Raw genomic sequence first — 26,032 nt, 5'->3', positions numbered from 1 at the left:
TGATGCCCAGGCTGGCCGACTTGCCGCTGACCAGACGGTGGAGACTCCGCCCGAGCGCAGCGAGAAAATGATCTTGTCGTTGACCACCTCGAGCCCGTAACTCTGCGAATCGGGGATCGCCTTCCAACGGTTCTCGCCCTTCGTCGTTCTTTCACCTCCGAGAGGGGGCAAGGGCAAAAACTGTTGCACGCGAAGACCACGGCCCGAGCCGAACCTTGCATGACCATGCGAAGCAATGCATACTCTTGTCTCATGTCCAAGGTTCTCACCTCCCTGCCCACCGGCGAGCGGGTCGGCATCGCCTTCTCGGGTGGTCTCGACACCTCGGTCGCCGTCGCGTGGATGCGCGACAAGGGCGCCGTCCCGTGCACCTACACCGCCGACATCGGCCAGTACGACGAGCCCGACATCGCCTCGGTGCCCGGTCGCGCGACGAAGTACGGGGCTGAGATCGCGCGCCTGGTCGACTGCCGCGCGGCGCTGGTCGAGGAGGGCTTGGCCGCGCTGACCTGCGGCGCGTTCCACATCCGATCGGGCGGGCGGGCCTACTTCAACACCACCCCGCTCGGCCGGGCGGTCACCGGGACGCTGCTGGTCCGGGCGATGCTCGAGGACGACGTGCAGATCTGGGGCGACGGCTCGACGTTCAAGGGCAACGACATCGAGCGGTTCTACCGCTACGGCCTGCTCGCGAACCCCCACCTGCGCATCTACAAGCCCTGGCTCGACGCCGACTTCGTGTCCGAGCTGGGCGGGCGCAAGGAGATGTCGGAGTGGCTGCTGGCCCACGGCCTGCCCTATCGCGACAGCACCGAGAAGGCCTACTCGACCGACGCCAACATCTGGGGCGCCACCCACGAGGCCAAGACCTTGGAGCACCTCGACAACGGCATCGAGACCGTGGATCCGATCATGGGCGTGCGGTTCTGGGACCCCACGATCGAGATCCCCACCGAGGACGTGACCATCGGCTTCGACCAGGGCCGCCCGGTGACGATCAACGGCAAGGAGTTCGCCTCCCCGGTCGACCTGGTGATGGAGGCCAACGCGATCGGTGGCCGGCACGGCATGGGCATGTCGGACCAGATCGAGAACCGGGTGATCGAGGCCAAGAGCCGCGGCATCTACGAGGCGCCCGGGATGGCGCTGCTGCACGCGGCCTACGAACGGCTGGTCAACGCGATCCACAACGAGGACACGCTGGCGAGCTACCACAGCGAGGGACGGCGGCTCGGCCGGCTGATGTACGAGGGCCGCTGGCTCGACCCGCAGGCGCTCATGGTCCGCGAGTCGCTGCAGCGCTGGGTCGGCACGGCGGTCATCGGCGAGGTGACGCTGCGGCTGCGGCGCGGTGAGGACTACTCGATCCTCGACACCTCCGGTCCGGCTTTCAGCTACCACCCGGACAAGCTGTCGATGGAGCGTACGGAGGACTCGGCGTTCGGTCCGGTGGACCGGATCGGCCAGCTCACCATGCGCAACCTCGACATCGCCGACTCGCGCGCCAAGCTGGAGCAGTACGCCAGCCTCGGCATGCTCGGCCCCACCCATCCCGCGCTCATCGACGCCTCCCAGACGCCCTCGACCCCGCTGATCGGCGACATGCCGCAGGGCGGCGCCGAGATCATCGCCTCACGCGGCGAGGTCTCCGAGGACGAGGAGATGCTGGACCGCGCCGCGATGGAGCTCGGCAACGACTGACCGGTATGCGTAGCTTCCGGCTTATAGGATCTTGTCGACGTACCGTCGAAAGAGCGGATGGTGATGGCGTTGCCTTCGGCTACACCCGGCACAGGTGGGGATGAGTCGGCCCGGATATACGACAGGGGAGCGATCAAGAGACTCGGTGACGCGCTTGTCGACGACACCGACGGGACTTCTCCCGTGTCACATCTGGAAGAGGCCGGCACCTTTCCGCCGAATATGCGGCTCGGCTGGGGTGCGTTGGGTGTGATTGGGCTTCCGTTGACCCAGGAGCACGACAAAATAGTCGCCGCCGCCGAGCGGAAGCTGGGCGACATGGCCCAATCATTGCACGGTCATCGAGACGAGCTGTATACGGCATCCGGAAACGTGGACGCCGCGGAAGTGGAGAACATGGAAAATGTCCGACGCATTTAAACTCCCCATTCCGGGTGGCACGCCCAGTCCGTACGAGCCCGGCGGCGGCGGCGATCTGCGGTGGATGCAGCTGACGGCACTCGCTGAATACGCGTTCGCCGCCGTCCTGTTGCCGTCGCTGCAGAAGTACGTGCTCAAGTACGCCCTCACGATCCCGGCGGATCCGCAGTTGCTGCACAAGGCCGCGGACGGCTGGAGTGCCATCAGCAGCAGCGTGTCCGCCTCCGGCGCGTCCATGCGGGATCAGCACGACAATGTGTCGGCGGCCAGTTGGCAGGCGATGGATCGAGCCGCTTTCGGGGAGAAGGTCGACGAGTACGACACGGGCTCGCAGACCGCCGCCAACTCGGCGCATCGTCTTGCGTTGATCCTCAGAGTGCTGGCCAACCTCTGGACCGCGTGGATCTACCTCAATTTCACGAGTGCCACCTTCACGGCGGCGCTCGCGCTCTCCGGGACCCTCGGCGGAGGGGGGTGGTTCTACGGCCAATGGAAGGCGCAATCGCTGGCCCTCTCCATGGAGCAGCGCCTTCTGGTGTTGCGCAGCAAGGTTCTGTGGGAGCTCTTCAAGCTGCTGGTGGCGTGTGGGATTGCCTGGGGGTACGACAAGACCCTGGCGGACGGCCTGAAGTAACGGGTGCGGCGACACCGCCACGCGGGTCCCCCGGTCAGTAGCCGAACTCCTTGCGCATGCGGTTCAGCTCGCCCATCGCGTCGGTCATTATGCGGTCGAACGCTTTCTGCGCCTCCTCGACCTGCGCACTTGCGGCTTCCGGGTCGCCGGTCGGGTTCAGGAGGTCCCCGTCGAACGAGTCCGTCAGGATCTCCGACAGTTGACGCTTGAGGTCCGCGTCGGCATCGTGAATCGCTTGGAGGATCGCCGCGGACATCTCCTCGACGCTCATGCGCTTGGCTCGCGGGTCGATATCGAGTCTGCTCACGCCGGAGGCGGTGCACTCGACCGCGATGTGGTCGTCGGCGGTGGCGGCCCGGCCGACCACGTCTGCGGCCCTTTTCTGCGCTTCCTCGAAACGGGCCACCCGCTTCTGTGAATCCGCCAGCAACGCATCGATATTCATGTTCGCGAAATCACCGAAGCCATGTGCCGCCACTTGTCCTACCTCAGCTCTCTACGTGCCGCCAGGGCGATGCCGGGCATCACAATATCGACATTCGGTGAGCGGCACCCTCGGCAGCCGGTTCCGACGGGAGAACCGGCAACGACTGTCGCCGAGATCGCGTTTCGGACCATGCCCTGACATGATCTTCGCGTATCGCTCCCTCCGGGTTTGTAAGGAGACACATGCCGCGTCTACGTGCCGCGCTCCTCACGACAGCCATCGCTGTCATGGGCGTCAGCGTGCTCAGCACCCCCGCTCAGGCGGCCGACTGGGTGTACATCGGCGTCTTCACCACCAAGTCCAAGTGCATCGACATGGGCCAGCAGTACGTCCGGGAGGGCTTCAGCCAGTACGACTGCACGGGTAGTCCCGGCTACTACCCCCTCTGGGTTCGCTAGTACTCGCACGGTCACGGTCGCCGTCTCCCGCAAGGGAGACGGCGTTCCGTTCAGAGACGGTCGGCCAGCTGCCTGGCGAGGGTCAGTCCCGTGAGGACCGGGTTGACCGAGCCGACCGTCGGGAACAACGACTGGTCGCAGGCATAGGCGTTCCGTAGGTGATGGAAGCGGCCCACCGGATCGGTCACCGAGGTGGCCGGATCGTCGCCCATCCACAGCGTGCCGGATTCGTGGTAGGTCGTCCCGAGTCCCCGATGCCACTCGGGGAACGAACGGTCCAAGGGGAACGGCTGCGCGTGCCACTCGTTGTCGTACAGGTACTGGATCTGGTCCGGCGAGCCGGAGACCGCCTGGGCGATGGCGAGCGCCGCGCGGTCCATGGCCTGCCAGACCTGCTCATCCCGCGGATCGAGCGTGAGATGCAGGTACGCCCGCGCCATGCCGTACTCGTCGACCTCGTGCGGGCTGAGATTGATCCAGCTCTTGTCCGGGTCCGGTATCTCGGTCGTCCGGTCCCCGTGCATCTGGCCGACGCAGCGCAGGGTGACCGTGATCCAGTCGGGATCGGTGTTGGCCAGCTGCCGTTCGAGCAGGTCCATGTCCGGGAGCATGCGGAACAGGAGTTCGTCGGATCCGCCCTGGCTCGTCGACGCGGTGATCTGGATGTGGAACCGGCCGGCGGGCACCAGCCCGCGCAGGAGCAGCGCGCCGGTCTGTACGTGTTCGGGCAGCCGCGGCAGCGCCGTCCGGCGGATCCGGACGGTGAAGTCGCTGCGTACGTGCGCCATCAGGTTGCGGCCCATGAGCGGAGTGGGGAACGAGCCCAGGGCGAGCCGGGTGGTCTCCACCGCGCTCGCGGCGAGGATCACGGCGCAGTCGGGGGAGACCGGTAGGGACTCCGGCCGCCCGGCGGCGTCGACGTCGATCCCGGTCACCACCCCGTCGGCCGCGTGCGCCCGCAGGACGTGCGCCAGGGGCACCACGAAGAGCCGCCGGTCCGCGTCGCGTCCCCCGGAGGCGGCCACATCCTCGCGGACCGCGTCCATGAGCATCGGCAGGCTGCTGTACTTGTCGAAGCTGAACAGGCCCGACACCGGCGAGTCTCCCTGAACCGCGAGCGGCGCGACCTCGGCGCCGCGATCGCCGAGGCCGGTCTCGAACCCCGGTGTCACGGCGGCGGCGGACGCGAACGCCTCGAACAGCGTCTTATAGAGGTCTCCCGCGATGAAATCGGTCGCGGGCACGACACCGATCTCGCTCTCCACCTCCAGGTAGGTGCTCTCCAGGTACGCGGCCGTCGAGGCCGGCCAATGCCGAAGATCATCCGCCGTGAGCCGGGGGCACCAGCCACCCCAGTAGAGGGACTTGCCGCCGGTGCAGTAGGCGAGCCCGGGAAAGTCGACGTTGCCCCGCCACGGCAGCCCCCACACCAGCTCCCGGGGCACGCGCGGATCGGCGCCGGGCGCGATGGGCGCGGGGACGTTGAGCCCGATGCGGCCGAGGTTCTGCACGTGCTCGGGCACCAGGTAGGGGCCGGCCTCCAGCAGCAGTACCCGCTTGCCCGGGTGCCGCCGGTAGATCTTGGTCGCGCAGTACGCCCCGTACATCCCGCCGCCGACCACCACCGCCGAGAACGGCGGCCCGCCGCTGCCCGTCGCCTCCTGCCAGGTGCTGCAGAAGAAGCGGCCGAGAACATCGAGTGAGAAGCTGGTCTTCTGGACGTCCACCGGCTGCCCGGAGGGGACGAGTTCGGGGAGTGCCATGGACGAAGTAGACCCCGCGAAAGACCTTCCCGCAATCCTCCGCGCCGCCGTTTCGTCGCGCCGCGATCCTCAGAGCCGCGATCCTCAGAGCTGCGTCAACCCCGCCGCCGTAGGGCGGAAGCCGCACTGGGCGTAGAAGCCCTCGAGATGCGGTTCGTAGTCCACGTGCAGCCACTCGGCGCCGCGCGCCTTGGCCTCGTCGGCGGCCGCGCGGACCAGGCGGACACCGAGGCCCGCTCGGCGTTCGGCGGGATGCACGGTGGTGTCCAGGATGAAGGCGTGGATGCCGCCGTCCGTGGCGACGTTCACGAAGCCGACCAGGCGGTCCGCGCGATGGGCGGCGATCCAGCAGAGGCTGTGGCCGAGCCGGCCCGCGAACGAGGTCGCGTCGTGGCCGGGCCACGACGCCGCGAAGAGGTCGTTGAGGTCGTGGTCGGTCAGGGAAGGGCACACGGTGAGCGTGATGCCGTCCTCGGGTGTCGGGTTCATGATCGAAAAGCTACCTGAGCGCGTCCACCGGCTCCATTCTGGCCGCCCGCAGTGCCGGGTACAGGCCGGCGAGCAGGCCGACCACGGCCCCGGCGATGGGCGCCCCGATCGCCAGCCGTACGTCCAGGAGCGGCGTCCACTGCTTGGCGGCCGAGACGGCGACGACGGCGACCACGCCGACGCTCGCGCCGATCACGCCGCCCGCGAGCCCGATCAGCGTCGACTCCAGCAGGAACTGGGCGGCGATGTGGCGGCGAGCCGCGCCCAGCGAGCGGCGCAGGCCGATCTCGGCGACGCGTTCCATCACGGTGACCAGCGTGACGTTGGCGATGCCGACCGCGCCCACCACGAGCGAGACCAGGCCGAGGATCAGGAACAGCGCGTTGACGTCGTCCTGCGCCTGGTCGCGCGCCCTGGTGGGGCTGGGCGGGGCGACGACCTGCAGCTGGTCGCCGTTGCCGGGGGAGAGCGCGTTCGGCGCCTGCCCGGCGATCAGGTCGGCGGCGCCCAGGCTGGTGTTGACCAGCACCCTGGTCACGTCACGCAGCCCGAACCGCTTGCCCACCGTGGGCGGCACGATGACGGCGGTGCTCAGGTTCCGTTCGCGGCGCAGGTCGCCGAGGATGCCGATGACCGTGTACGCGTGCTTGCCGATGAAGATCGCCGGAGCCCGGTCGAGACGGGTGACGCCGAGCATCTTGGCCGCCTGGTCGCCGAGCACGGCCACCCGGTCCGCCCGCTTGACGTGGCCGGCGTCGTAGAACCTGCCCTCGACGATCCGGCCCCTGGCGGCCTCGGGCAGGCCGGTCGTGGCGGCCAGTACGGTCAGGCTCTGCGTGGTCACCCTGGCCGGGTCGACGAGATCGTTGGAGCGGACGGACAGGTTGGAGCTGTCCTTGGTCTCGGCCACCGCCGCGGCGGAGACCACCCCGCGCAGCCTGGTCACCCGGTCGAGCGAGTCCCAGCCGACCAGCGGCACGTTCGGGCTCTCCGGTACTTCCACTGTGATGGCCGTGGCGACCAGCTCGTCGAAGCGCCCGACGATCTGGTTGCCCGCGGTGGCGGCCACTCCGAGCGTGATGACCAGCGTGGTGATGCCCAGCACGGTGCCGAGCGTGGTGAGCGCGGAGCGCACCGGCCGGGCGAGCATGCCCGCGACGGCCTCGCCGACGAGATCCCGTACGTGCATCACGCCTCTTCCACCAGCGCGCCGTCGGTGATCCGCACCCGGCGACCGGCGCGCGTGCTGACCTCTCGCTCGTGCGTGATGACCACGATCGTCAGCCCCTGCGCGCGCAGTTCGTCGAACAGGTCGAGCACCGCCTCGGTGTTGCGGCTGTCGAGGTTGCCGGTGGGCTCGTCGCACAGCAGCAGGGACGGCTCGCCCATCAGGGCCCTGGCCATGGCCGCGCGCTGGCGTTCGCCGCCGGACAGCCGGTCGGGCGGGAAGTTCACCCGGTGGCCGAGCCCGACCCGCTCCAGCGCGCCCAGTGCCCGCTCGCGCCTGCCCTTGCGCGGGTGGCCGCCGTAGATCTCCGCGAGCATCACGTTCTCCACGACGCTGCGGTGGGCGAGCAGGTGGAAGGACTGGAAGACGAAGCCGATGCGGTCGCCGCGCAGCTTGGTCCGGTCGCCGTCGCGCAGGGTGGTGGTCTCGGTGCCGTCCAGGCGGTAGCTGCCCGAGCTGGGCCGGTCCAGCAGGCCCAGGACGTTGAGCAGCGTGGACTTGCCCGAGCCCGACGGGCCGACGATCGCCAGGTAGTCGCCGCGCGCCACCCGGAACGAGACGTCGTCGAGCGCGCGGACGGGCGGCTGCGCGGGGTAGTCCCTGCACACGGCGGTCAGCTCGATGACCGGCTCAGGCACCGCGGACCCGGCCGGCGCAGTGACCGGCGCAGTGACCGGTTCAGACACCGCTGACCACCACTCGGTCGCCGGCGTTGAGCGCGCCGGTGACCTCGACGTTCCCGTCGGCGGTCAGGCCGGTGCGGACCTCGACCTCCTTGGTCTTGTCCGTGGCGTACTCCACCTGCACGCGCGCCTTGCCGTCGGCCCCCGTGACGACGGCGGCCACCGGGACCACCAGCACCGGCTCCTCGGTCGCCCCCACCGTCACCCTGGCCGTGACCGTGGCGCCCGACTGGCCCTTGAGCCCCTTCGCCGAGCTCGGCGTGAGCAGGACCGGTTGCGTGCCCTCGGCGCCCTTCTCCTGGTCGGGCACCGTGGCCTTCTCGCCGACCGCGGTGAGCGCCGCCGGGTACGTCTTGCCCGAGTCGAGCTCGATGACCGCGCTCATGCCCGTCCGCAGCAGGTCGGATTCGGCGCTCTCGACCGACCCCGTCACCATGAACGTCGAGCTGGTCACCGTGGCGATCTCCTTCTCGACGGCCTCGCCCGCCTTCACCGCGGCCTTCTGCACCCGCGCGGGCAGCTTCGGCAGGAACACGATCTCGCCCGGCGGGATCGCCGTGCCGTAGGTCCGTTCGAACTCCGCCAGCAGCGACCTGGCCGCGCTCACGTCCTTGGCCGCGTTGGCCACCTTGAGCTTGGTGGGGGAGAGCCGCCGGGCCTGGCGCAGCGCCTGCTCGGCCGTGACCAGCCCGTCCTTCGCCGTGCGCTCGGCTTTGCGCAGCTCTTCCAGCAGCTTCTCGCGGGCCTGCCGCGACTCCTCCTTGATCCGGCCGTACGCCTCCCGCGCCTGGTCCAGATCGGCCCTGGCATTGCGAACCTTCAGCTCCAGCAGGCTCGTGTCCTGGGTCGGCTGAGGCGCGGGCGTGGCGGTGGGCAGGGCGGTAGAGGTGGCGGTCGGGGCGGCGGCCGGCTGATTCCTGGCCGCGGTGAGCGCCTGCTCGGCTTCGAGCAGCTTCTCCTCGGCCGCGCGTACGGTCGCGTCGGCCGTCGCCAGTTTGGCGTCGTCCTCCGGAGTGAGCCGCTGCCGCTCGGCCTCCTTCAGCGCGGCGCGCGCCGACTTCAGGTCCGCCTTGGCGTTGGTCAGCTTGACCTTCAACGGGAGCACGTCACGCCCCTGGTCGAGCGTGTTCTTCTCGGTCGCCAGGGTCTCCCGCGCCGTCTGTACGGCCTTGCGCAACTGGTCGTGGGCCTGCCGGTCGGTCAGCGTGGGCTGCTGGGCCTCGTACCCCTTCTTCTTGTACATCCTGGTGACGGCGGCGATCGTGGCCCGGTCGAACACGCCCGAGGTGGGGCCGCCGTACCCGAGCCTGCGCAGCGCCTTCTGCAACTGCTTGACGTCCTTGCCGTCGGTGCCCGGGCCGATCGTGCGGTGCATCGGCACGGAGCCGCGCAGCGCGAACACCGGGCGGCCGTTCACCTCCATGAACGCCGCTCCCTCCGTCAGCCTGCCCTGGCGCGGCGCCCGGGTGACCCGCTGCAGCTCCGAGGTGCCACCGACCACCCCCGCGAGGGTGATGGGCAGCGGCGAGCCGTACTCGAGCGTGCCGCTGACCACGACCGTGCTGACCAGCTTGCGGCGCTCGACGGCGGCGGTGACCAGCGACGCCTTGGGCGCGCTGCGGCGGGCGGCCTCGTCGGCGGGGGAGCGCAGGCGGGTGCTGACGACCCAGCCGGCGGCGGCGATGGCCACGACACCGGCGATGACGAAGGCGAGCAGCCTGCGGGGCGACTTCACCGCGCCTCACATGCCGAATTCTTCGTTGATCTGCTGGGTGACAGCCTCGCCCTTGGGCATGAACGCCGGGTAGAAGTCCTTGCCGCACTCCAGGTCGTCGAGGGCCGCCTTGATCTCCTTGTTCAGGTAGGGCCTGGCCTCCTCCGGGGTGAGCGTGGGCGCGTAGGTCATCGCCATCTCGCCCTCCTTGACCGGCGGTGCGACGTCGGGCACGTCGTCTCTCTGTTGCCTGCCCAGCTTGTCCTCCTGGGCGAGGAACACTTTCTGCCCCTGGCGGGACATGGCCGTGGGCGTGGTCTTGCCGATCGGGTAGCCCTTGCCCTTGAGGCAGCCGGCCATGGCGGAGGCGAGCTCGATCAGTTTGGGGTCACTGTCGATGGTCCTGGCACTGGCCTGATCGGAAGCCCGATTCTGCTGGTTGAAGTAGTCGTCCATCGACTTCACGGTCTTGCCGAGAACCTTCTTGGCCGCCTCGATCATGCAGCCGTCTGCCGCCTTCTGGTAGGCCGTCGCCTGGGCTTTGGACAGCGAGGTCTGGATCTTCCAGTTGGGATTGATCTCCGGGTTGTCGGGCTTGACGGCCGGGTTCCCCATCTCCTTGGGGTAGACGTGCATCGCGAATACCCCGAACCCATATTTTTCGCGATGTTTGCGCATCGCCTGGTAGTCGCCAAGGTTGCGGGCTTTGTCGTCCTCGCTTTCCTGCTTCTCCGCCGGTACGTAGGCGACGTACTTGAAGCCCTTCAGCTTCATGCAGTCCGCCTTGACCGATTCGAGCAGGTGCTTCTTGTCTTTGGCCGCCACCGTCTGAGACGGCTGTGGCGCTTTCTCGGCGGTGCCCCCGCAGCCGCCGAGTGCGACCAGCGCGACCAGCGCCACGACAGGAGCAAGAGGGGATCTCTTGGGCATGGCAGAGGACCATACTCCGTTTAACGGAGCATGGTCAATCCAGAGCGTGCCGCCGCTGCCGATAGGGCGCGAACGCGGTCGCCAGGGTCAGCACGACAAGTACGCCCCAGTAGGCGAGGTGCTGCCTGGTCAGCTGGTCGCCGTGCAGGCCCAGGTCGGCCGAGGTGACCACCAGGTAGATGCCCGAGGCCAGTGCCCAGCGCGGGTCGCGGGCCAGGTACGCACCCGCCACGGCCAGCCCCAGCGCCACCACCTCGGCGGCCATCTTGCTCAGGCTGATCGGGAACAGCGTGTCCTCCGGCAGCCACGACGGGCCCGCCCACGCGGCCGCCAGCGCCGCCACGAACCACCACCACGACCGGACGCGTGGCCGGTGCCGCCGCCAGGCCAGCACCGCCAGGCCGGACAGTACGACCCCGTAGCCCACGGCCACCTCGAGCGGGCTGCTGGACTGGAACAGGGGACGGTCGGCGAGCGACGACGGGTAGACCGGCAGGAGGGTGAGGTCCAAGGGCTGCCAGCCGCCGGCGATCGAGACCGCCTTGACGCCGATGACGAGAGTGAGCAGGAACGCCGTCCGCGTCCATCCGTGCATGACCGCCAGCAGCGCGAGCACCGACAGCAGCGTCCACAGCGGCAGCGAGCCCGTGAACGGCAGCAGCGCGGCCAGGTTCACCGCCGACACCGCCGTGACCCCGAGATGCAGGCCGTCCGCCCACGCGGTGCCCGTCGCCTGATGCGTGATGCGGGTGCGCACGCCGCCTCGGAGCAGTCCCCACACTTCCCTGAGCACCGGGGTGGACTGTCCTGGAGCGGCGGATTCGAGCAGGACGTCGAGTAATTCGTCGCCGTGCGCCACGCGGTACTGCCTCGGGTAGGCCAGCAGCAGCCTGCGGTAGCGCCGTTCGAGCGTGGTCATGCGGTCAGGCGGCGGACGAGGGAGGCGAACGTGGTCGGCCGCAGGACGAGGGACGCGGCCTCCTGCATGCGTCTCGCCTCGGCTTCCACCAGCGACTGGCCCTCGTCGGTGATCCTGAAGTAGCGCCTGTTGCGGCCGTTGACCGTCTCCTCGCGGTCCACGGCGATCACGCCTCGCTCGTTGAGCCGCTCCAGGATGCCGTAGAGGGTGCCGACAGAGGGCTGGACGCGGCCGCCGGACAGCTCCTTGATCGACTTGCTGATCGCGTGTCCGTGCAGCGGTCCGCCGCGCAGCGCGGTGAGCACGAAGTACATCGGCTCGCTGACTTCTGAGGTTCCCCTGGGCATGGGACGAGGTTAATCCGTTAAACGAAGCGTGTGCAACGGCTAGAGCGTCCGGTACGCGGTCAGCCAGATCTGCCCGGCGCACAACCGTTCCACCTCCTCGGCCGGAAGCCATTCGGCCCGCGTACTCTCCGACCCCGCAGGGGGCCGTACGGCGGGTCCCGGCGAGTCGAGCCGCGCCTGGAACATCACCAGATTCGTCAGCGCCCCATAGCGGTACCCATCAGGCACTGGCCCCGTCAGCTCGATCCGCAACCACGCGAAAACGGACAGCTCCTCGGGCGCCAGCACCAGCCCGGTCTCCTCGGCCAGCTCGCGGACGGCCGCGTCCACGGGTGACTCGCCGGGTTCGAGGTGGCCGCCGGGGATGTCCCAGCCGCGTCCCGCCCGGTCGACGCAGGTCAGCAGCATCCTGTCGGTGTCGTCCCGTACGACGGCGAAGGCCGTGGTGATCTGGCCGGTCGGCGGCAGCCGGGAGGACAGGACGACCTCCAGCCGGTGCGCCGCGGGGATCCATGACGCGGTCTCCGTCGCGATCACGTGATCCATGGTCTATTTCCCCTCAAAACGGATGACAAGGCATGATCGGTGGTAACTCCGGAAGATTGGGCAACACCCTGTATATGCTTCGTTACATAACGAGACAGTGGACGGTCGCGGTCCCCCTGCTGGCGCTCCTCGCTTTGGCGTTGTCATGGGGTCGCGTTCTCCCGCCCGTCCTGGTGATCATCGTGGCCGTGCTGCTCGCCGGCGCCGTCCTGGCCGCCGTGCACCACGCCGAGGTCATCGCGCACCGGGTGGGCGAGCCGTTCGGATCGCTGGTGCTGGCCGTGGCCGTGACGGTGATCGAGGTGGCGCTGATCGTCAGTTTGATGATCTCAGGTGGCGAGCATTCGGCGTCACTGGCCCGTGACACGGTGTTCGCCGCGGTCATGATCACGTGTAACGGCATCGTCGGGCTGTCACTGCTCGCCGGAACGCTCCGGCGAAAGGTGGCGGTCTTCAACGCCGAAGGCACGGGAGGCGCGCTGGCGACGGTCGCGACGCTGAGCACGCTCAGCCTCGCGCTGCCGACCTTCACGACGAGCGCCAAGGGGCCCGCCTTCTCCGCCGCGCAACTCGGGTTCGCGGCGGTGGTGTCGCTCCTGTTGTACGGGCTGTTCGTGCTGACGCAGACCGTACGGCACCGCGACTACTTCCTCCCGGTCACCACCGAGTTCCTCCCGGTCACCACCGAGGCGGCCGCGGGTGCGCCCGCCACCGCCGAGGAGCACGCGCCGCGGCCTTCGGCGCGGGACACCATGATCAGCCTCGGGCTGCTGCTGGTGGCTCTGGTGACGGTCGTCGGCCTGGCCAAGGTCGAGTCGCCGGTGATCGAGCTGGCGGTCTCGTCGGCCGGGCTGCCCCAGGCGGTGGTCGGCGTGGTGATCGCGCTGCTGGTGCTGCTGCCGGAGACCATCGCCGCCGTCCGCGCGGCCAAGCGCGACCAGATCCAGATCAGCCTCAACCTGGCCCTGGGCTCCGCGATGGCCAGCATCGGGCTGACGATACCGGTCATCGCGGTGGCCTCGATCTGGCTGACGGGGCCGCTCGTGCTCGGTCTCGGCGCCACGCATCTGGTGCTGCTGGGGCTGACCTTCGTCGTCACGACGCTCACCGTGGTGCCGGGGCGGGCGACGCTGCTGCAGAGCGGCGTGCATCTGGTGCTGTTCGCCGCGTTCCTGTTCTTGGCGATCAGCCCCTGAACATCACACTCCCCGGCGCATCGCCCGGTTGCCCAGCCAGAGGCCGATCGCGGCGATGAGGCAGGCGGCCGCGGTGCCGTACAGGATGGACAGGTTGGTGAGGTCGCCCGAGAAGAGGGCGCGTTGGGCCTCGACGATGTACGAGATCGGGTTGATCTGTCCGACCACCCGCAGCCACGCGGGCCCGGTCTCCACGGGGAGCAGCACCCCCGACAGCAGCAGGATCGGGAAGAGCACCACCTGGGTGACCAGGTAGAACAGGTTCCCGCTGGGCGCCGACTTGATCGCGAGAACGAACGAGAGCGCCCCCAGTCCGACGCCCAGCACGATCAACATCGCGAGCCCGGCCAGCACGCCAGCCGGATACAGCCGGAAGCCCAGCGGGAGCGCCAGCAGGATGATCAGCACGGCCTGGCAGAGCAGGACCGCCATCTCCTTCATCGTCCTGCCGACCAGCATGGCCGAACGGTTCAACGGCGTGACCATCAGCCGCTCCATCGAGCCGCCTAGCAACTCGACCAGCAGCAGATAACCCGACGACATGGGCGCCGTCAGGGACATCATGACGAGAATGCCCGGCACGAACCACTGCCACGACGAGCCCGTCGCCCCATCGAGCAGCGAGCCGAACAGGTACAGGAACAGCAGCGGCTGCCCCATCGCGAACAGCAGCCCGGCGGGCTCGCGCAGCGCGGGGGTGATTTCGCGGGTGAAGACCGTCGCGGTGTCACGAAGGAATGTCGTCATCGGTGAGACTTCTCCCGGTAAGAGTGAGGAACACGTCGTCGAGGGTCGGGCGGGCGGTCTCGGCGGTGGCGACCTTGACGCCGTTCGCCTCCAGCGCGCGCAGATATTCGGGCAGGGCCGTGGCCGCGTTGGCGACGCGCAGCCGCACGCTCGTGCCTTCGACCTCGACCGCCGTCTCGCCGGTCGCCTCACTGGTCATCCCGGCGGCCGTGGCCGCTTCCTGCTCCGTCGCGGTGGTGATCGTGATGCGGTCGCCGGCCAGGTCGTTCTTGAGTCCTTCCGCGGTGCCGTCCGCGATGATCTCGCCGTTGTCGATGATCACCACGCGTTCGGCCATGCTGTCGGCCTCTTCGAGGTAGTGGGTGGTCAGGAAGAGCGTCGTGCCGTACGCCTCCCGCAGCCGCAGGATGTGCGACCAGACCTCGGCGCGGCTCTTGGGGTCGAGACCGGTGGACGGCTCGTCGAGGAAGAGCAGCTCCGGGCGGTGGATCAGGCCGAGCGCGATGTCGAGGCGGCGGCGCTGGCCGCCCGACAGCGTGCCGGGCTTGCGCTGGGCCAGCGGCCGCAGGTCGAGCAGGTCGAGCAGTTCGTCGGCGCGCCTGCTCGCCTCCGCGGGGGCCAGGCCGTAGCAGCGGCCTTGGGTGACGAGTTCGTCGCGGACGCGGAAGTTCTCGCCGGCGCTGCTCTTCTGGCCGACGTACCCGATGCGGGCGCGTACGCCGGCGGGGTCGCGGGCGATGTCCCGGCCCGCCACGGTGGCGGTGCCGGAGGTGGGCGGCAGCAGGGTGGTCAGCATGCGGAGGGTGGTGGATTTTCCGGCGCCGTTCGGGCCGAGGAAGGCGACCAGCTGGCCGGCCTCCACATCGAGATCGATGCCGCGTACGGCCTCGACGGCCTCTTTCTTCAGCTTGAACACTCGGGTCAGTCCCCGGGCGTGGATCATGGTCGTTCTCCTCCGGGCATGACGAAGAAACCCCAGGTCGGGGGCTCGATTGAGGATCGGAATCAGCTTGAGCCAGATAAAGCCGGTTTGGCAAACGTGAAAGTGACGTTCATAAACGGCCCTGACCTGCGAAAACGCCATCTCGTACACACCCTGTGGATGACCAATTTCCGGCCGTTGAAATGCGGTTTTATACCGATATAAGAAATTTCTTGCGAGGCCGTTCGGCGCTCCGCGATGATCTCCCGCGTGAAACGTCTGTTGTTGTTGGCGGCGGTCGCCACGGCCGGGATGACCGGCACCGCGTGGGCCGCCGACGGGGTCGCCGGGGTGGACGTCAGTAACTGGACCGGCGAGGTCGACTGGTCGGCCGTCGCGTCCGGCGGCGGGAAGTTCGCGTTCGTCCACGCCACCGAGGGGACCGACTACCGCAATCCCTCCTTCGACGCGCAGTACGACGGCGCGGCGGCGGCCGGGTTGCTCCGCGGGGCGTACCACTTCGCGCAGCCGCACGAGTCCGACGGCGCCGCCCAGGCCGACTTCTTCCTGCAGAACGGCGGGGACTGGAAGATCGACGGGTGGACGTTGCCCGGGGTGCTCGACCTGGAGGAGAACCCGTACAAGGACAAGAACGGCAAGGACGGCTGCTACGGCCTGTCGCAGAAGGACATGGTCGGCTGGATCAAGTCGTTCACCGCGAAGTACCGGGAGCAGACCGGCCGCCAGGCGATCATCTACACGACCCGGGCCTGGTGGCAGACGTGCACCGGCGACTCCGGCAAGTTCGGCGCCCACCCACTGTGGCTGGCCCGCTGGGGCGGCGATCCCGGTGAGCTGCCCAAGGGCTGGGAGCGGCACACGTTCTGGCAGTCCGCCGAGAAGGGCACGCTGGCCGGCGGCCAGAACTCCTTCAACGGCTCCGAGGACGAGCTGGGGGAGCTGGCCAACCCGCCCGCCGAGGTGACGGTCTCCGGCCTGGCCAGGAACAGGAAGACGTACACGGTCACCGTGTCCAACACCGGCCCGGTCGCCGTTACGCACGTCAAGGTGTCCGGGCGCGCGTTCGGCGGCCAGCGGGTGGTGCGGGCGCCGGGCTGCGACTTCAGCGGTACGGCGGTGCGCTGCGACGTCGCCGAGCTCGGGCGCGGCCAGAAGACGACGCTGACCTTCACCACGAACGCGAAGCCCAAGGGCAAGGGCAAGGTCGGCGTACGTGTCACGGTCGGCTCGGTGAAACTCACCCTCACGGCCCGATAGACCTGGTCTGCTCGCCGGGCCGCCCGATAAAGCAGAATAAATCCCGATGCCTAGGTTGCGAGGGTTAGCGGCGGCATCGGGATGGCGTTGGGTGGCGATCGCCCTCATCCTGCTGACCGCCACCGCGTCGGTGCCGCTCCTGCGGTTCCCCGCCCCTTCGGCGATCGTCAGAATCGCGTACGAGATCCAGCAGCGGGGCGTCGTCTACTCCTGGGGAGGCGGCCACGGTACGGACCCGGGACCGTCGAAGGGCACCTGCCTGGGCTACCGGGGAAAGACGCGCCCCTGCCCGGCGGCCAGGACACGGGGGCTGGACTGCTCGGGTTTCACCAGGTGGGTGTACGCCCGAGCCTTCGGCGCCGACGTACTCGGCCCCGGCACCACCGACGCCCACGTACGCAGGCTGCGCCGAGTCGGCTCGGCCGAACCAGGCGACCTCGTCTTCTTCGGAAAAATCACCAAAAACACCGTTAAGACCCACCACGTCGGCGTCTACCTGGGCCACGGCAAGATGATGAACGCCCCCGAGACGGGAGCCTCGGTACGCGTCGACGACATCCGAAGGATCAAGGACCTCGCGGGCTTCTACCGCTACTGACCTCAGTATGTACGGTCCAGACCAGCCTTTGACGGGAGTAGTCGTGAGCGATGCTGGGCGCATCGATGGTGAGCTGATCCAGCGCTTGCTGTCCCAACGCGTGACACGGTATGAGCCGCTGTCTGGATTCGCTGCCAACACGGTCGCCGCAGTGACCCTGGAGTCCGGGACACGCGCTGTCTTCAAGGCCGCCGCCGCGCGTGAAGTCGAGGTGGAGTTATGGGCCTTGCGATCCATGTCGGAGAGGGGCGTTCCGGTCCCCGAGGTCATCGCCGGCGCGGCGGACGCGGAGATTCCGTACCTGGTGACGCGACTCGTCTCTGGCGAGCCGGGGGTCGCGTCGCTCAAGGCGGCGTCCGAGGTGGGACGGCTGCTGCGTGCCGTGCACTCTCTTCCGGTGAAGGGAGCGGGCTTTTTCAAGGAGGCGTCCGGCCCGCCACCATGCGCCAGTGAGGGAACCTGGGCTGATCAGGTCGCGGGGCTGGTGGATCGACTCGGCCTTGTCGCCGATGCCGGGATCTTGACCCCGAGGCTCTTCTCCCGATGTCGGGATCTCCTGGTGGACGGTGGTCGGTGGGATCAGCCCTGCGTGTACGTGCACGGTGATCTCCACCTGCGGCATGTCCTGTCGGTCGGGTCCCGGATCGAGGGGATCATCGACTGGGCGGACTGCGGTGCCGCCAGCCCATGGCTGGACCTGGCCAGGATGGACTTCCCGGAGCCCGGCTCGCAGCATGCGATGCTCGACGCGTACTTCCCCGCGGGCATTCCACTCGACGCGCCATCGCACATGGCCAACCACCGACTGCTCTACATGCTGCTGGCACTCGTGTGGGAGTACGAGTGTGGCGGGGACTGGCTGCACGAGCTCGTGGCCGGCATCGAATCGGCACTCCCCACGACCTAGATGCGCCGCCGCAAGGACCGCAGTAGCAACTCGGTATGGCGTGTAACGCATGTCGCCTATCGGAAATTGAGAGACCCAGGAGCTACTGTGTGCCGCTATGGACAGGCGATGGGTTGGATTAGACGGCTACGAGGTCGTTCTCGCCGAGCGTGACGGGCGACAGGTGCTCCGCGTGCGCAGGGACGGGGTTCCCGTCGCCGACTGTGTGTCGGTCGCGGAGGTGGCCCGGCACGTCGATCTGGCCGATCTCTGCGAGGTCGTGGAGCTGCCGTTCCAGCGGGGATACGAGGCGGTCGGCTAGTGGGCCGACGAGTTCGCGTCATCGCTGAGGGCCGTGTATGGTTACACCTGTCCGCAGCGCCGGACAGGCCCCTATAGCTCAGTCGGCAGAGCGTCTCCATGGTAAGGAGAAGGTCAACGGTTCGATTCCGTTTGGGGGCTCGCACACTGACAAGGCAATTCGCCCGACCCGTGAAATCGCGGAGTCGGGCGTTTCTCGTTGTGCGCGCTATCTGCGCGACGACTGAGCAGGTGCCCGCTGGACGAAGCAGCGAGCGCCTTGTTTCTGCGGCGGGGGCGTCAGGCCAAGGCGTCCGAAGCCGACCTCACCCCGAACGGCAGGGCTAGCCAGACGAGTGATCGGCGTGCGAGTCGGTCCTTCTCACTCGCGTGCTAAATGCCTGTACGGTCGGTAGCCTTGAAGGGCAGCGAGAGGAGGGCAGCCGGTGAGCGCTCAGCCGCATGGCACACGCCGTACGCCGGAGGAGATCCGGGCATCGCTCAAGGATGACCGCAGCCCCAAAGCCATCCGTACCGCGCTGCCGGCCGAGGACCACGTGCTGTTCGACCGCGAGTACCGGACTGCGTTGGATCAGGCGAAGATCTCCTACGATTTGGCACCCATCCAGGAGTTTCAGACGCGCTGGTGGATGACCGCAGTCCTCAAAGCCGACCCGAACGAGTACGCGGAGACCCTCCAGGCTGGAGAGCGCGCAGCGGAGTACTACGAGCGGGGAGAACGCCCGCCTGGCGCCACGCGGTGGGATGACGCCGTTGACGCCGATCTCCGGGAACGTATCAAGCGCGGCCAGTAGGCTCGCCTGGTGTACGCCGTCGAGTTCGATCCGCCAGCGGAGAAACAACGCGACACGCTGCCGGTCGAGGCGCTACCTGCGTTTATGGAGGTTCGGGCGCTGCTGGAGCTCGCGCTGTGGAGCGGCGATCCGCCATCCAGCAACCCTGCCGGGAACATGCTGTCCATGCCGTTCGGCCACTCGGGCATCGTCACGTATGTCGTGATGGAGCGACGGCAACTCGTCTACATCGTGCGCATCGTGTGGTTGTGAGGCCCGGCCCTCGCTCGTCCCCTCCAAGCGGCGAAGGCCGGGCTGTCCACGGGGCCCGCTCGGGCCGCAGATCCGATACGTGCACGATGAGGGCCCTGGCGAGCGTGTATTCCAGCGTGGCGTTGTCGGTCAGCGGGACGTCCTGGCGAGTCGGGCTGCCGGAGGAGAAGACGATTCCCTTCACCCCCCACGGCTTGTAGTCGGGCGAAGTGTAGACGTGGGCCTCTTGCCGGAGACGCGGGCACGCGGCCCGCGCCCCTGGGATACACCGCAGGCACGTCGGCGGCTTGCTGAGGTGACCGGACGCGGCGGGTACCTTCTCGTGGAAGATCCAGGAGAGGCGCCCAGTGCCGGGGTCCAGCGCGGGCCTCGCGCACACCTGGCAGAGCCGATGCAGCATGCATTCCCGCTGCCGCAGCGTGTGCAGCTCGTCGTACTGGGGCCTCCCAAGGCGGTGTGACTGCTGCCGGGCCCACAGCACGCCCAGGCTCCAGTCGCTTGCCGCAGGGTCGATGTACGACAGCCGCCGCCCGCTCAACGCCCACTCGTCGGCGAGGAGGGTGAGAGCCAGCGAGACGGTCTCCTCGCTGTAGGCGACGACGTGCGGCACCCGGAGGGCGGTCGAGGTCATTAGGAGGAGGTCAGGCGCGGGTTCGGGAACCACCATGCCTTGACCGTACGTCCACTTGCCCTGTCTGGTCTAGGTCTTGCTATAAGTCAGTTAGATGGTTGACTGCGATCAACAAGAAGCATGTAGTGGAACAATAGGGCATGATATAGCTCACCTATCGTCACGAGCGTGCTCAACCGTGAGGGGCCTGTGCCGATATATCGGCAGGTCGCCAATGAGATCAGGCGCCGCATCGCCAGCGGGGCGATCCCGCCTGGCCACGCCATCCCCAGCGAGCACCAGATCGTCGCCGAGTTCGAGGTGTCGCGCATCACCGCGACGAAAGCCATCCGCACGCTGCGAGACGACGGTCTGGTCTACACGGTCCGCGGGGTCGGCTCGTTCGCCGGTCCCGAAGACCAGCCACGCGTCAACGAGACGACGTCGCCCTACCAGCGGGTCGCCGCCGAGATCGCCGAACGGATCCGCGCCGGCGAACTCCGGCCTGACTTCCCGATCCCGAGCGAGACGACACTCATGCAGCAGTACGGCCTCGCGAAGGGCACCGTCAGGCGGGCGGTCGCTCTGCTACGCGAGCAGGGGTGGGTGTTCACGGTGCCGATGCGTGGCACGTACGTGGCGGCGCGCAAGGACTGGCCCAAGACCTGAGGTCGAGGTCCTGTCCGCCGGTAAGGTGGAGATCCGCGCACTTGAGAGTTGACGCGAGAACGCGCTCCTGCCTTGTCGTTGTGCGTGGATTTTGCCCGCTGTACCCCGGCTGCTAGGCTTAATGGTCGGCCAGCCTGGGCGAGCTGGTCGATTACGTATGTGCTCCCCAGGTCAGGTATCCTCTACGGGCCGGGGTCGTTCGTCCGGCTCAAAGGCGGAGTAGCTCAGTCAGGCAGAGCAAACGGCTCATAATCGTTGTGTCGCCGGTTCAAGTCCGGCCTCCGCTACTGCCCCTCCCCAGGTCGCCGACCTGGGCTTGGGCATGTCCCAGTCCCAAACGTAGAAAGGCACTCCCACGTGGCTGCCACCGACGTTAGGCCGAAGATCACGCTGGCCTGCCAGGAGTGCAAGCACCGCAACTACATCACGCGGAAGAACCGGCGCAACGACCCGGATCGGCTTGAGCTGAAGAAGTACTGCCCCAACTGCCGCTGCCACCGCGCGCACCGCGAGACCCGCTAGCTCTTTTCCGAGCGCGGTCTCGCCGGGGGCATTCTCCTGGCCTTACCTAACGCATAACCGGCGTCCTGACTCCAGGGCGCCGGTTTGTCGCGTCTACCGGCTGTCTCGGCGGGGAAGTCGCCACTCGTCACTGCGGCAAAGTCATGGTCATCCCGGCGACAGCCGAACCTTGTTCTGTTAGCGTCTGCGTAACGGACATGCGAGGGAGCACAGATGGCCTTGAACCGCGACTTCGTGGGCCGGACGTACGCGTCCAAGTCCTCGTACGAGGTCAGCCGGGTGAAGATCAGGGAGTTCGCCGCCGCGATCGGTGACGGCAATCCGATCTACCGAGACCGGGACGCCGCCCAGGCCGCCGGGCATCCCGATGTGGTCGCGCCGCCGACCTTCCCCATCGTGTTCAGCCTGCAGAGCGGCGGTGAGGCGCTGGCCGATCCGGACCTCGGTCTGAACCTGGCCATGGTGGTCCACGGCGAGCAGCGTTTCGAGTACGTACGCCCCATTTATGCCGGTGACGAGCTCGTCACCAGCTCCACGATCACCGACATCCGCAGCGCCGGGCGCAACGAGCTGCTGACGGTGAGAAGCGACATCGCCACGGTCGCCGGTGAGCCGGTCTGCACCACGTACAACACGATCGTCGAGCGCGGAGGGGCGGCCTGAGATGACTGCCACGGTGAAGTACGACGAGGTCGAGGTCGGGCACGAGATCCCGGCCGCCGGCTACGACGTCCGCAGGCTCAACCTGGTGATGTACGCGGGCGCGTCGGGCGACTTCAACCAGATCCACTGGAACGAGCGGTTCGCCAAGGCGGTGGGGCTGCCCGACGTCATCGCGCACGGCATGTACACGATGGCGCAGGGCGGCCGGTTCGTCACCGACTGGGTCGGCGATCCCGGCGCGGTGGTCGACTTCGGGGTGCGGTTCTCCTCGATGGTGGTCGTGCCCGATGACGACGAGGGCGCGACGATCACCATCAGCGGCGTCGTGGAGGAGAAGCTGCCGGACAAGCGGGTGGTCGTCGCGCTGACGGCCAGGGCGGGCGACACCCGGGTGCTGTCCAAGGCCCGCGCGGTGGTTCAACTCGCCTAGCGCGACGAGCCCCAACGACGAGTTCCCAACGACGAACCCGGCGGGATGAGTCGGATGGTAGGCGGGGCGGCTCTCGGGTACGCGGGAGCCTATGAATACAGCTCCGCACCAAGGCAGGATCTGGCCCACGGTCGAATCGATCCCGGTCTCCGCGGTGACCGACAAGCCGCCCGGCCACCTGGCTCCCGTCAGGACCGAGGACGTGGCGGGCACCGTCGGCACGGGCCGCGACACGGCCGGCGGCGCGGGCGCGGCGACGGGTGTCGGCACCGCGGGGGCCAGGCCGAGAGGCGCCCGCGCCAATCCCGCCGCCGAGCTGGGCTTCTCCGGCGACCCCGAACAGCGGGGTGACCCGGGCGACGACATGCTGCACGCCCAGCGCGTCTGGGACGCGAGCCTGGCCGCCAACCGGCTCGACGCGGCGGGTGTCGCCGCCGAGCGGCAGCGCGTGGCGACCGCCGACGTCACGGCGTCCGTGAGTCTCATCGTCGATGGCTGGCCGGAGGACGTACGGGCGTCCATAGAGTCGGTGATCGAGCACACCGGCGCCCATGTCCTGGCCCTCGATTTGGGCGACGTGGACGGCGCCGGTGAGGTGCTGCACGAGCTGGCGCTGCGCCATCCGGACCGGATCACCGAATGGCGGGTGGCCGAGACTCCGCACTGGCGGGGCGGCTCGGCCACGTGGGGCGGCTGCCGGGCCAAGCTGCTGCGCCTCGACACGTCCGAGGTGCACGTGCTGATGGAGACCTCGGTCGTACTGACGGGCGACGCGCTCACGCCGCTCGTCGCGGCCGTCGCGGACGGCGCGGTGGCAGCGGGGTGGCACGGCCTGGAGCGACCTCCGGACGGCACGGAGATACCGCCGGGCGGCACGGAGCGATCGTTGGACGATATAGAGGCAGACAATATAGAGGCATCGCAGGGCGGCCTGGAGCGACCGCTGATCGGCGCGGGGTGGCACGAAGCGGGGCCGGGGCGGGTGCGGGCGTTGCGCGGCGACCTGATGGCGGTACGCAGGTCGGCCGCGCTCGGCGCGCTGCCCGAGGACGCCCGAGACGGCGAGAACGCCGACCTGGAGCTCTCGCTGGCCCTCAAGGGCGAGCTGGTCGTGCCCTCCGACCGCCTTCCGGTACGCCGCCTGCGCCACCCCGAGGCTCGCCAAGAGTGAAAGAACCCGAGGCGCCCCACGAGTGAATCCCGGCGGAACCACGACAAGGTGCTGGGCATGCCGAGGGCCTCATAAGCTTGTGCCCCATGGAGAACCTCGCGCCGTACACCACCCTGGGGCTGGGCGGCCCCGCCCGCGAATTCGTCGAGGCCACTACGGCGGAGCACCTCGTCTCCCTTGTGGCCGAGGCCGACCGGCAGGCCCAGCCCACCCTGGTGCTCGGCGGCGGGAGCAACCTGGTGGTCGCCGACGAGGGGTTCGACGGGCTGGTCATCCGGGTCGTCACCCAGGGCGTGTCCGTCTCCCGTGACGGCGACGAGGTGCTGGTCACGGTTGAGGCGGGCGAGGACTGGGACGGTCTGGTCACCCGCGCGGTGGCCGAGGGCTGGTCCGGCATCGAGTGCATGTCCGGCATTCCGGGGCTCGTGGGCTCGACCCCGATCCAGAACGTCGGCGCCTACGGCCAGGAAGTGGCCCAGACCATCAGGTGCGTACGCGCCTACGACCGCAGGACGCGGCAGGTGGTCGACCTGGAGGCGCGGCAGTGCGGCTTCTCCTACCGCGACAGCGCGTTCAAGCGGGATCTGGCGCGGCATGTGGTGCTCGGCGTGACGTACGCGCTCGACGTCTCGGAGTTGTCGGGTCCCGTGGCCTACCAGGAGCTGGCCACCCGGCTCGGCGTCGAGCCGGGCGCCCGCGTGCCGCTCGACCAGGCTCGTCGAGCGGTGCTGGAGCTGCGGCGCGGCAAGGGCATGGTGCTCGACCCGGCCGATCCCGACACCCGCAGCGCCGGGTCGTTCTTCACCAACCCGGTCCTGTCGGCCGCCGAGGCCGAGGAGCTGGCGGCGCGAGCCCCCGGTCATCCGCGCTGGGACATGCCGGATGGCTTGGTCAAGGTGCCCGCCGCCTGGCTGATCGAGCAGGCGGGCTACCCCAAGGGCTACGAACGCGGCCCGGTCCGCATCTCCACCAAGCACACGCTGGCCCTGACCAACCCCAACGGCACGGGCACCACGTCCGACCTGCTGCTGCTGGCCGGGGAGGTGCGTGACGGGGTGCTGGAGAAGTTCGGCGTCACGCTCGTCAACGAGCCGGTGCTGGTCGGCTGCTCGCTGGAATAGGTCCCTGCGGGCCGCTGTTATGGTTGTTCGGAATTACCGAAGGGGAGTAGTCCCAATCGCGTGATCGACATGCTGGCGCGCTTGCGCGCCCGGTCACGCGGGCCTGTACGGGCGGACGAGACCTTCGGCCTGGTAGCTATAGATAAAGACGCTACCGGGCCGAAGTCGTGCCCGAAAACCTCCCTGGGTGCCTGCTTCCGGCTCGGTCGCGCGGAAGAGGACAGTTGGAAGCGTTCTGGATCAGCCTCGCGGTCATTTTCGTGGCCGAGATGGGTGACAAGAGCCAGCTCATGGCGATGACGTTCGCCACCCGTTTCAAGCCTTGGCCGGTGCTGGCCGGCATCACGATCGCGACGACCGCCGTGCACCTCGTCAGCGTCGCGGTCGGCGGACTGATCGGCGACGCGTTGCCCACCACAGCCATCTCCGTCGTGGCCGGCCTCGCCTTCCTGGGGTTCGCCCTGTGGACGCTGCGCGGTGACGAGCTGACGGACGAGGAGTCGAACAAGGCCCGGCGCACCACCAGGAACGCCGTGGTCGCGGTGACGGTGGCGTTCTTCCTGAGCGAGCTGGGTGACAAGACCATGCTGGCCACCATCACGCTGGCGACGCAGCACGGCTGGCTGGGCACCTGGATCGGGTCCACGGTGGGCATGGTCGCCGCCGACGCCCTCGCGATCGTGGTGGGCCGCCTGCTGGGCAAGCACCTGCCGGAGAAGGCGATCAGGTATGGCGCCGCCGCCGTGTTCGCGATCTTCGGAGTGGCGCTGCTGATCGATGCGGTCGTCTAGCGTCGTTCGATGAGGACCTGGAGGCCGTCCAGGACGCGCTGGAGGCCGAACTCGTAGGCGTGGTCAGCACTGTAGGCGGCGTTGTTGGCGGCTCCGGCGGCCGCGCCGACCCGGCTGGCCGTCGGATAGGCGGCCTCGTCGTAGACGCGGGCGAGCAGCGGGGAGCTGACGGCCCACCACTGCTCATCCGTCATCGCCTCGCTCTGGGCGGCCCGCTGGTCGGCGGCCGAGCGGGCGCAGGAGTGCACGAAGCCGAGCAGGTAGGCCAGGGCGGCGTCCATCTCCACGTCGCCCAGGCCGAGCCCTTCGAAGGCCCGCAGCTCATGCTCGTACTTGGCCAAGACCCCCGGGCCGAGCGGCGGTCGTGTGGTGGACACGGCGAGCATCCACGGGTGCCGTTCGTACACCGTGAGGTTGGCCCGCGCCACCGCCTCCAGCCGCGCCCGCCACGGCAACTCCGACAGGTCGGGGCGCGGCATCTGGCCGAGGACCGTGTCGAGCATGAGGTCGAGCAGCTCGGCCTTGCCCGGCACGTACGTGTAGAGCGACATGGTGCCGATCCCGAGCGTCTGGGCGACCCGCCGCATCGTCGTGGCGTCGAGGCCCTCCTCGTCGGCGACGGCGATCGCGGCCGCGACGACCTCGTCGACCGTGTGGCCCTGACGTGGCCCGCGCTGCGCCGGCCGTGCTCCCGGCTGCCGCCAGAGCAGCTCTATGGTGCGGGCGGGGTCTCCGGCGCTGGTCCGGGCGATCGTGGGCGGCACGTCATCCATCTTCTCACTCAACATAACTCCGTACGTAG

At 68.7% G+C, this 26,032-nt stretch carries 31 protein-coding genes and 2 tRNA genes; 20 read left to right on the top strand and 13 right to left on the bottom strand.

Translation table 11 applies throughout. The features are described from left to right. Nucleotides 1-252: 252 nt before the first annotated feature. Genes argG through AB0B61_RS17180 form a run of 3 tightly spaced genes read left to right on the top strand, consistent with a single transcriptional unit; the run spans nt 253 to nt 2,755 of the window. A complete protein-coding gene (argG, locus tag AB0B61_RS17190) occupies nt 253-1,701 on the top strand; it encodes an argininosuccinate synthase (protein WP_358432387.1) in 1,449 nt (482 codons plus the stop codon). 57 nt (nt 1,702-1,758) lie between these two features. Continuing rightward, entirely contained in the window at nt 1,759-2,121 is a 363-nt protein-coding gene (locus AB0B61_RS17185; protein WP_358432385.1) for a hypothetical protein, read from the top strand. Beyond that, nucleotides 2,105-2,755: a hypothetical protein gene (locus tag AB0B61_RS17180; protein ID WP_358432383.1), complete on the top strand. Its 651-nt coding sequence runs from the start codon at nt 2,105-2,107 to the stop codon at nt 2,753-2,755. The genes AB0B61_RS17185 and AB0B61_RS17180 overlap by 17 nt, the downstream gene beginning before the upstream one ends. 34 nt (nt 2,756-2,789) lie before the next feature. Here AB0B61_RS17180 and AB0B61_RS17175 read toward each other — a convergent pair whose 3' ends face one another. Continuing rightward, entirely contained in the window at nt 2,790-3,233 is a 444-nt protein-coding gene (locus tag AB0B61_RS17175) for a YbaB/EbfC family nucleoid-associated protein (protein ID WP_358432381.1), read from the bottom strand. 191 nt (nt 3,234-3,424) lie between these two features. On the opposite strand from AB0B61_RS17175, the gene AB0B61_RS17170 reads away from it, so the two are divergent. Then, nucleotides 3,425-3,640, top strand: a complete 216-nt coding sequence (locus AB0B61_RS17170) for a hypothetical protein (protein ID WP_358432379.1) — start codon at nt 3,425-3,427, stop codon at nt 3,638-3,640. A gap of 50 nt (nt 3,641-3,690) precedes the next feature. Here the strand turns inward: AB0B61_RS17170 and AB0B61_RS17165 are convergent, their stop codons facing one another. The 9 genes from AB0B61_RS17165 to AB0B61_RS17125 all read right to left on the bottom strand — a co-directional run bounded on the left by AB0B61_RS17165 (nt 3,691) and on the right by AB0B61_RS17125 (nt 12,250). Continuing rightward, a complete protein-coding gene (locus tag AB0B61_RS17165; RefSeq protein WP_358432377.1) occupies nt 3,691-5,403 on the bottom strand; it encodes a GMC oxidoreductase in 1,713 nt (570 codons plus the stop codon). Nucleotides 5,404-5,487: 84 nt separating this feature from the next. Then, entirely contained in the window at nt 5,488-5,892 is a 405-nt protein-coding gene (locus AB0B61_RS17160; protein ID WP_358432374.1) for a GNAT family N-acetyltransferase, read from the bottom strand. Between the two features lie 10 nt (nt 5,893-5,902). After that, the gene (locus AB0B61_RS17155; protein ID WP_358432372.1) at nt 5,903-7,081 is read right to left on the bottom strand and encodes an ABC transporter permease; all 1,179 of its coding nucleotides are present in this window, start codon (nt 7,079-7,081) and stop codon (nt 5,903-5,905) included. After that, nucleotides 7,081-7,758: an ABC transporter ATP-binding protein gene (locus AB0B61_RS17150; protein ID WP_358432427.1), complete on the bottom strand. Its 678-nt coding sequence runs from the start codon at nt 7,756-7,758 to the stop codon at nt 7,081-7,083. The genes AB0B61_RS17155 and AB0B61_RS17150 overlap by 1 nt, the downstream gene beginning before the upstream one ends. A 40-nt stretch (nt 7,759-7,798) precedes the next feature. Continuing rightward, a complete protein-coding gene (locus AB0B61_RS17145) occupies nt 7,799-9,538 on the bottom strand; it encodes a peptidoglycan-binding protein (protein ID WP_358432370.1) in 1,740 nt (579 codons plus the stop codon). A gap of 6 nt (nt 9,539-9,544) precedes the next feature. Beyond that, nucleotides 9,545-10,447, bottom strand: a complete 903-nt coding sequence (locus AB0B61_RS17140; RefSeq protein WP_358432368.1) for a hypothetical protein — start codon at nt 10,445-10,447, stop codon at nt 9,545-9,547. Nucleotides 10,448-10,481: 34 nt separating this feature from the next. Next, nucleotides 10,482-11,366 carry a hypothetical protein gene (locus tag AB0B61_RS17135; RefSeq protein ID WP_358432366.1) on the bottom strand — a complete coding sequence of 295 codons (885 nt, stop codon included), beginning with the start codon at nt 11,364-11,366 and terminating at the stop codon, nt 10,482-10,484. After that, nucleotides 11,363-11,713, bottom strand: coding sequence for a PadR family transcriptional regulator (locus AB0B61_RS17130; RefSeq protein WP_357649265.1), 351 nt, complete (start codon nt 11,711-11,713; stop codon nt 11,363-11,365). The genes AB0B61_RS17135 and AB0B61_RS17130 overlap by 4 nt, the downstream gene beginning before the upstream one ends. Nucleotides 11,714-11,752: 39 nt before the next feature. Next, nucleotides 11,753-12,250 carry an NUDIX hydrolase gene (locus AB0B61_RS17125; RefSeq protein ID WP_358432364.1) on the bottom strand — a complete coding sequence of 166 codons (498 nt, stop codon included), beginning with the start codon at nt 12,248-12,250 and terminating at the stop codon, nt 11,753-11,755. 83 nt (nt 12,251-12,333) lie between these two features. On the opposite strand from AB0B61_RS17125, the gene AB0B61_RS17120 reads away from it, so the two are divergent. After that, nucleotides 12,334-13,455, top strand: coding sequence for a hypothetical protein (locus AB0B61_RS17120; RefSeq protein ID WP_358432362.1), 1,122 nt, complete (start codon nt 12,334-12,336; stop codon nt 13,453-13,455). Nucleotides 13,456-13,458: 3 nt separating this feature from the next. Here AB0B61_RS17120 and AB0B61_RS17115 read toward each other — a convergent pair whose 3' ends face one another. After that, nucleotides 13,459-14,202: an ABC transporter permease gene (locus AB0B61_RS17115; protein ID WP_358432360.1), complete on the bottom strand. Its 744-nt coding sequence runs from the start codon at nt 14,200-14,202 to the stop codon at nt 13,459-13,461. Beyond that, the gene (locus AB0B61_RS17110) at nt 14,183-15,145 is read right to left on the bottom strand and encodes an ATP-binding cassette domain-containing protein (RefSeq protein WP_358432358.1); all 963 of its coding nucleotides are present in this window, start codon (nt 15,143-15,145) and stop codon (nt 14,183-14,185) included. Before AB0B61_RS17110 ends, AB0B61_RS17115 begins: the two co-directional genes overlap by 20 nt. Before the next feature lie 249 nt (nt 15,146-15,394). Here AB0B61_RS17110 and AB0B61_RS17105 point away from each other — a divergent pair, with 249 nt between their 5' ends. The 15 genes from AB0B61_RS17105 (at nt 15,395) to AB0B61_RS17035 (ending at nt 25,230) form a co-directional block, all read left to right on the top strand. Then, nucleotides 15,395-16,402 (top strand): GH25 family lysozyme, encoded by a 1,008-nt coding sequence (locus AB0B61_RS17105; RefSeq protein ID WP_358432356.1) that lies wholly within the window; start codon nt 15,395-15,397, stop codon nt 16,400-16,402. Between the two features lie 91 nt (nt 16,403-16,493). Beyond that, the gene (locus tag AB0B61_RS17100) at nt 16,494-17,000 is read left to right on the top strand and encodes an NlpC/P60 family protein (protein ID WP_358432354.1); all 507 of its coding nucleotides are present in this window, start codon (nt 16,494-16,496) and stop codon (nt 16,998-17,000) included. 7 nt (nt 17,001-17,007) lie between these two features. Beyond that, nucleotides 17,008-17,907 (top strand): phosphotransferase, encoded by a 900-nt coding sequence (locus AB0B61_RS17095; RefSeq protein ID WP_358432352.1) that lies wholly within the window; start codon nt 17,008-17,010, stop codon nt 17,905-17,907. Between the two features lie 97 nt (nt 17,908-18,004). Beyond that, nucleotides 18,005-18,208 (top strand): transposase, encoded by a 204-nt coding sequence (locus tag AB0B61_RS17090; RefSeq protein WP_357959209.1) that lies wholly within the window; start codon nt 18,005-18,007, stop codon nt 18,206-18,208. Nucleotides 18,209-18,275: 67 nt separating this feature from the next. Continuing rightward, nucleotides 18,276-18,348: transfer RNA gene (locus AB0B61_RS17085), tRNA-Thr, on the top strand. A gap of 284 nt (nt 18,349-18,632) precedes the next feature. Next, the gene (locus AB0B61_RS17080) at nt 18,633-19,001 is read left to right on the top strand and encodes a DUF6247 family protein (RefSeq protein WP_358432350.1); all 369 of its coding nucleotides are present in this window, start codon (nt 18,633-18,635) and stop codon (nt 18,999-19,001) included. A 9-nt stretch (nt 19,002-19,010) separates the two neighbouring features. Further along, the gene (locus tag AB0B61_RS17075) at nt 19,011-19,253 is read left to right on the top strand and encodes a hypothetical protein (RefSeq protein WP_358432348.1); all 243 of its coding nucleotides are present in this window, start codon (nt 19,011-19,013) and stop codon (nt 19,251-19,253) included. A gap of 799 nt (nt 19,254-20,052) precedes the next feature. After that, on the top strand, nt 20,053-20,532 hold the full coding sequence (locus AB0B61_RS17070; protein WP_358432346.1) for a GntR family transcriptional regulator: 480 nt from the start codon (nt 20,053-20,055) through the stop codon (nt 20,530-20,532). Nucleotides 20,533-20,745: 213 nt separating this feature from the next. Continuing rightward, nucleotides 20,746-20,819: transfer RNA gene (locus AB0B61_RS17065), tRNA-Met, on the top strand. 70 nt (nt 20,820-20,889) lie between these two features. Then, the gene (gene rpmG / locus AB0B61_RS17060; protein WP_019632658.1) at nt 20,890-21,054 is read left to right on the top strand and encodes a 50S ribosomal protein L33; all 165 of its coding nucleotides are present in this window, start codon (nt 20,890-20,892) and stop codon (nt 21,052-21,054) included. 213 nt (nt 21,055-21,267) lie between these two features. Further along, nucleotides 21,268-21,717: a MaoC family dehydratase N-terminal domain-containing protein gene (locus tag AB0B61_RS17055; RefSeq protein ID WP_225294557.1), complete on the top strand. Its 450-nt coding sequence runs from the start codon at nt 21,268-21,270 to the stop codon at nt 21,715-21,717. Between the two features lies 1 nt (nt 21,718). Then, entirely contained in the window at nt 21,719-22,147 is a 429-nt protein-coding gene (locus AB0B61_RS17050) for a MaoC family dehydratase (RefSeq protein WP_358432344.1), read from the top strand. A gap of 91 nt (nt 22,148-22,238) precedes the next feature. Further along, a complete protein-coding gene (locus AB0B61_RS17045) occupies nt 22,239-23,318 on the top strand; it encodes a hypothetical protein (protein WP_358432342.1) in 1,080 nt (359 codons plus the stop codon). A gap of 86 nt (nt 23,319-23,404) precedes the next feature. After that, entirely contained in the window at nt 23,405-24,439 is a 1,035-nt protein-coding gene (locus tag AB0B61_RS17040) for a UDP-N-acetylmuramate dehydrogenase (protein WP_358432340.1), read from the top strand. Nucleotides 24,440-24,663: 224 nt separating this feature from the next. Beyond that, complete coding sequence (locus tag AB0B61_RS17035) at nt 24,664-25,230, top strand: TMEM165/GDT1 family protein (protein WP_358432338.1); 567 nt, start codon at nt 24,664-24,666, stop codon at nt 25,228-25,230. On the opposite strand, the gene AB0B61_RS17030 is transcribed toward AB0B61_RS17035, so the two are convergent. After that, entirely contained in the window at nt 25,227-26,015 is a 789-nt protein-coding gene (locus tag AB0B61_RS17030; RefSeq protein ID WP_358432336.1) for a TetR/AcrR family transcriptional regulator C-terminal domain-containing protein, read from the bottom strand. The genes AB0B61_RS17035 and AB0B61_RS17030 overlap by 4 nt on opposite strands. Between the last annotated feature and the right edge of the window lie 17 nt (nt 26,016-26,032).

The sequence above is a fragment of the Nonomuraea sp. NPDC049158 genome (assembly GCF_040648335.1).
Taxonomy (GTDB): Bacteria; Actinomycetota; Actinomycetes; order Streptosporangiales; family Streptosporangiaceae; genus Nonomuraea.
The sequence above is the reverse complement of the archived record's forward strand: the minus strand, read 5'-3'. Positions and strand labels throughout refer to the sequence as shown.

What these genes read in the sequence shown, in the direction of transcription:
- argG (WP_358432387.1), top strand. Translation starts at nt 253, where the DNA reads ATGTCCAAGGTTCTCACCTCCCTGCCCACCGGCGAGCGGGTCGGCATC.
- AB0B61_RS17185 (WP_358432385.1), top strand. Translation starts at nt 1,759, where the DNA reads ATGGTGATGGCGTTGCCTTCGGCTACACCCGGCACAGGTGGGGATGAG.
- AB0B61_RS17180 (WP_358432383.1), top strand. Translation starts at nt 2,105, where the DNA reads ATGTCCGACGCATTTAAACTCCCCATTCCGGGTGGCACGCCCAGTCCG.
- AB0B61_RS17170 (WP_358432379.1), top strand. Translation starts at nt 3,425, where the DNA reads ATGCCGCGTCTACGTGCCGCGCTCCTCACGACAGCCATCGCTGTCATG.
- AB0B61_RS17165 (WP_358432377.1), bottom strand. Translation starts at nt 5,403, where the DNA reads ATGGCACTCCCCGAACTCGTCCCCTCCGGGCAGCCGGTGGACGTCCAG.
- AB0B61_RS17160 (WP_358432374.1), bottom strand. Translation starts at nt 5,892, where the DNA reads ATGAACCCGACACCCGAGGACGGCATCACGCTCACCGTGTGCCCTTCC.
- AB0B61_RS17155 (WP_358432372.1), bottom strand. Translation starts at nt 7,081, where the DNA reads ATGCACGTACGGGATCTCGTCGGCGAGGCCGTCGCGGGCATGCTCGCC.
- AB0B61_RS17140 (WP_358432368.1), bottom strand. Translation starts at nt 10,447, where the DNA reads ATGCCCAAGAGATCCCCTCTTGCTCCTGTCGTGGCGCTGGTCGCGCTG.
- AB0B61_RS17135 (WP_358432366.1), bottom strand. Translation starts at nt 11,366, where the DNA reads ATGACCACGCTCGAACGGCGCTACCGCAGGCTGCTGCTGGCCTACCCG.
- AB0B61_RS17130 (WP_357649265.1), bottom strand. Translation starts at nt 11,713, where the DNA reads ATGCCCAGGGGAACCTCAGAAGTCAGCGAGCCGATGTACTTCGTGCTC.
- AB0B61_RS17120 (WP_358432362.1), top strand. Translation starts at nt 12,334, where the DNA reads ATGCTTCGTTACATAACGAGACAGTGGACGGTCGCGGTCCCCCTGCTG.
- AB0B61_RS17115 (WP_358432360.1), bottom strand. Translation starts at nt 14,202, where the DNA reads ATGACGACATTCCTTCGTGACACCGCGACGGTCTTCACCCGCGAAATC.
- AB0B61_RS17110 (WP_358432358.1), bottom strand. Translation starts at nt 15,145, where the DNA reads ATGATCCACGCCCGGGGACTGACCCGAGTGTTCAAGCTGAAGAAAGAG.
- AB0B61_RS17095 (WP_358432352.1), top strand. Translation starts at nt 17,008, where the DNA reads ATGTACGGTCCAGACCAGCCTTTGACGGGAGTAGTCGTGAGCGATGCT.
- AB0B61_RS17090 (WP_357959209.1), top strand. Translation starts at nt 18,005, where the DNA reads ATGGACAGGCGATGGGTTGGATTAGACGGCTACGAGGTCGTTCTCGCC.
- AB0B61_RS17055 (WP_225294557.1), top strand. Translation starts at nt 21,268, where the DNA reads ATGGCCTTGAACCGCGACTTCGTGGGCCGGACGTACGCGTCCAAGTCC.
- AB0B61_RS17050 (WP_358432344.1), top strand. Translation starts at nt 21,719, where the DNA reads ATGACTGCCACGGTGAAGTACGACGAGGTCGAGGTCGGGCACGAGATC.
- AB0B61_RS17045 (WP_358432342.1), top strand. Translation starts at nt 22,239, where the DNA reads ATGAATACAGCTCCGCACCAAGGCAGGATCTGGCCCACGGTCGAATCG.
- AB0B61_RS17040 (WP_358432340.1), top strand. Translation starts at nt 23,405, where the DNA reads ATGGAGAACCTCGCGCCGTACACCACCCTGGGGCTGGGCGGCCCCGCC.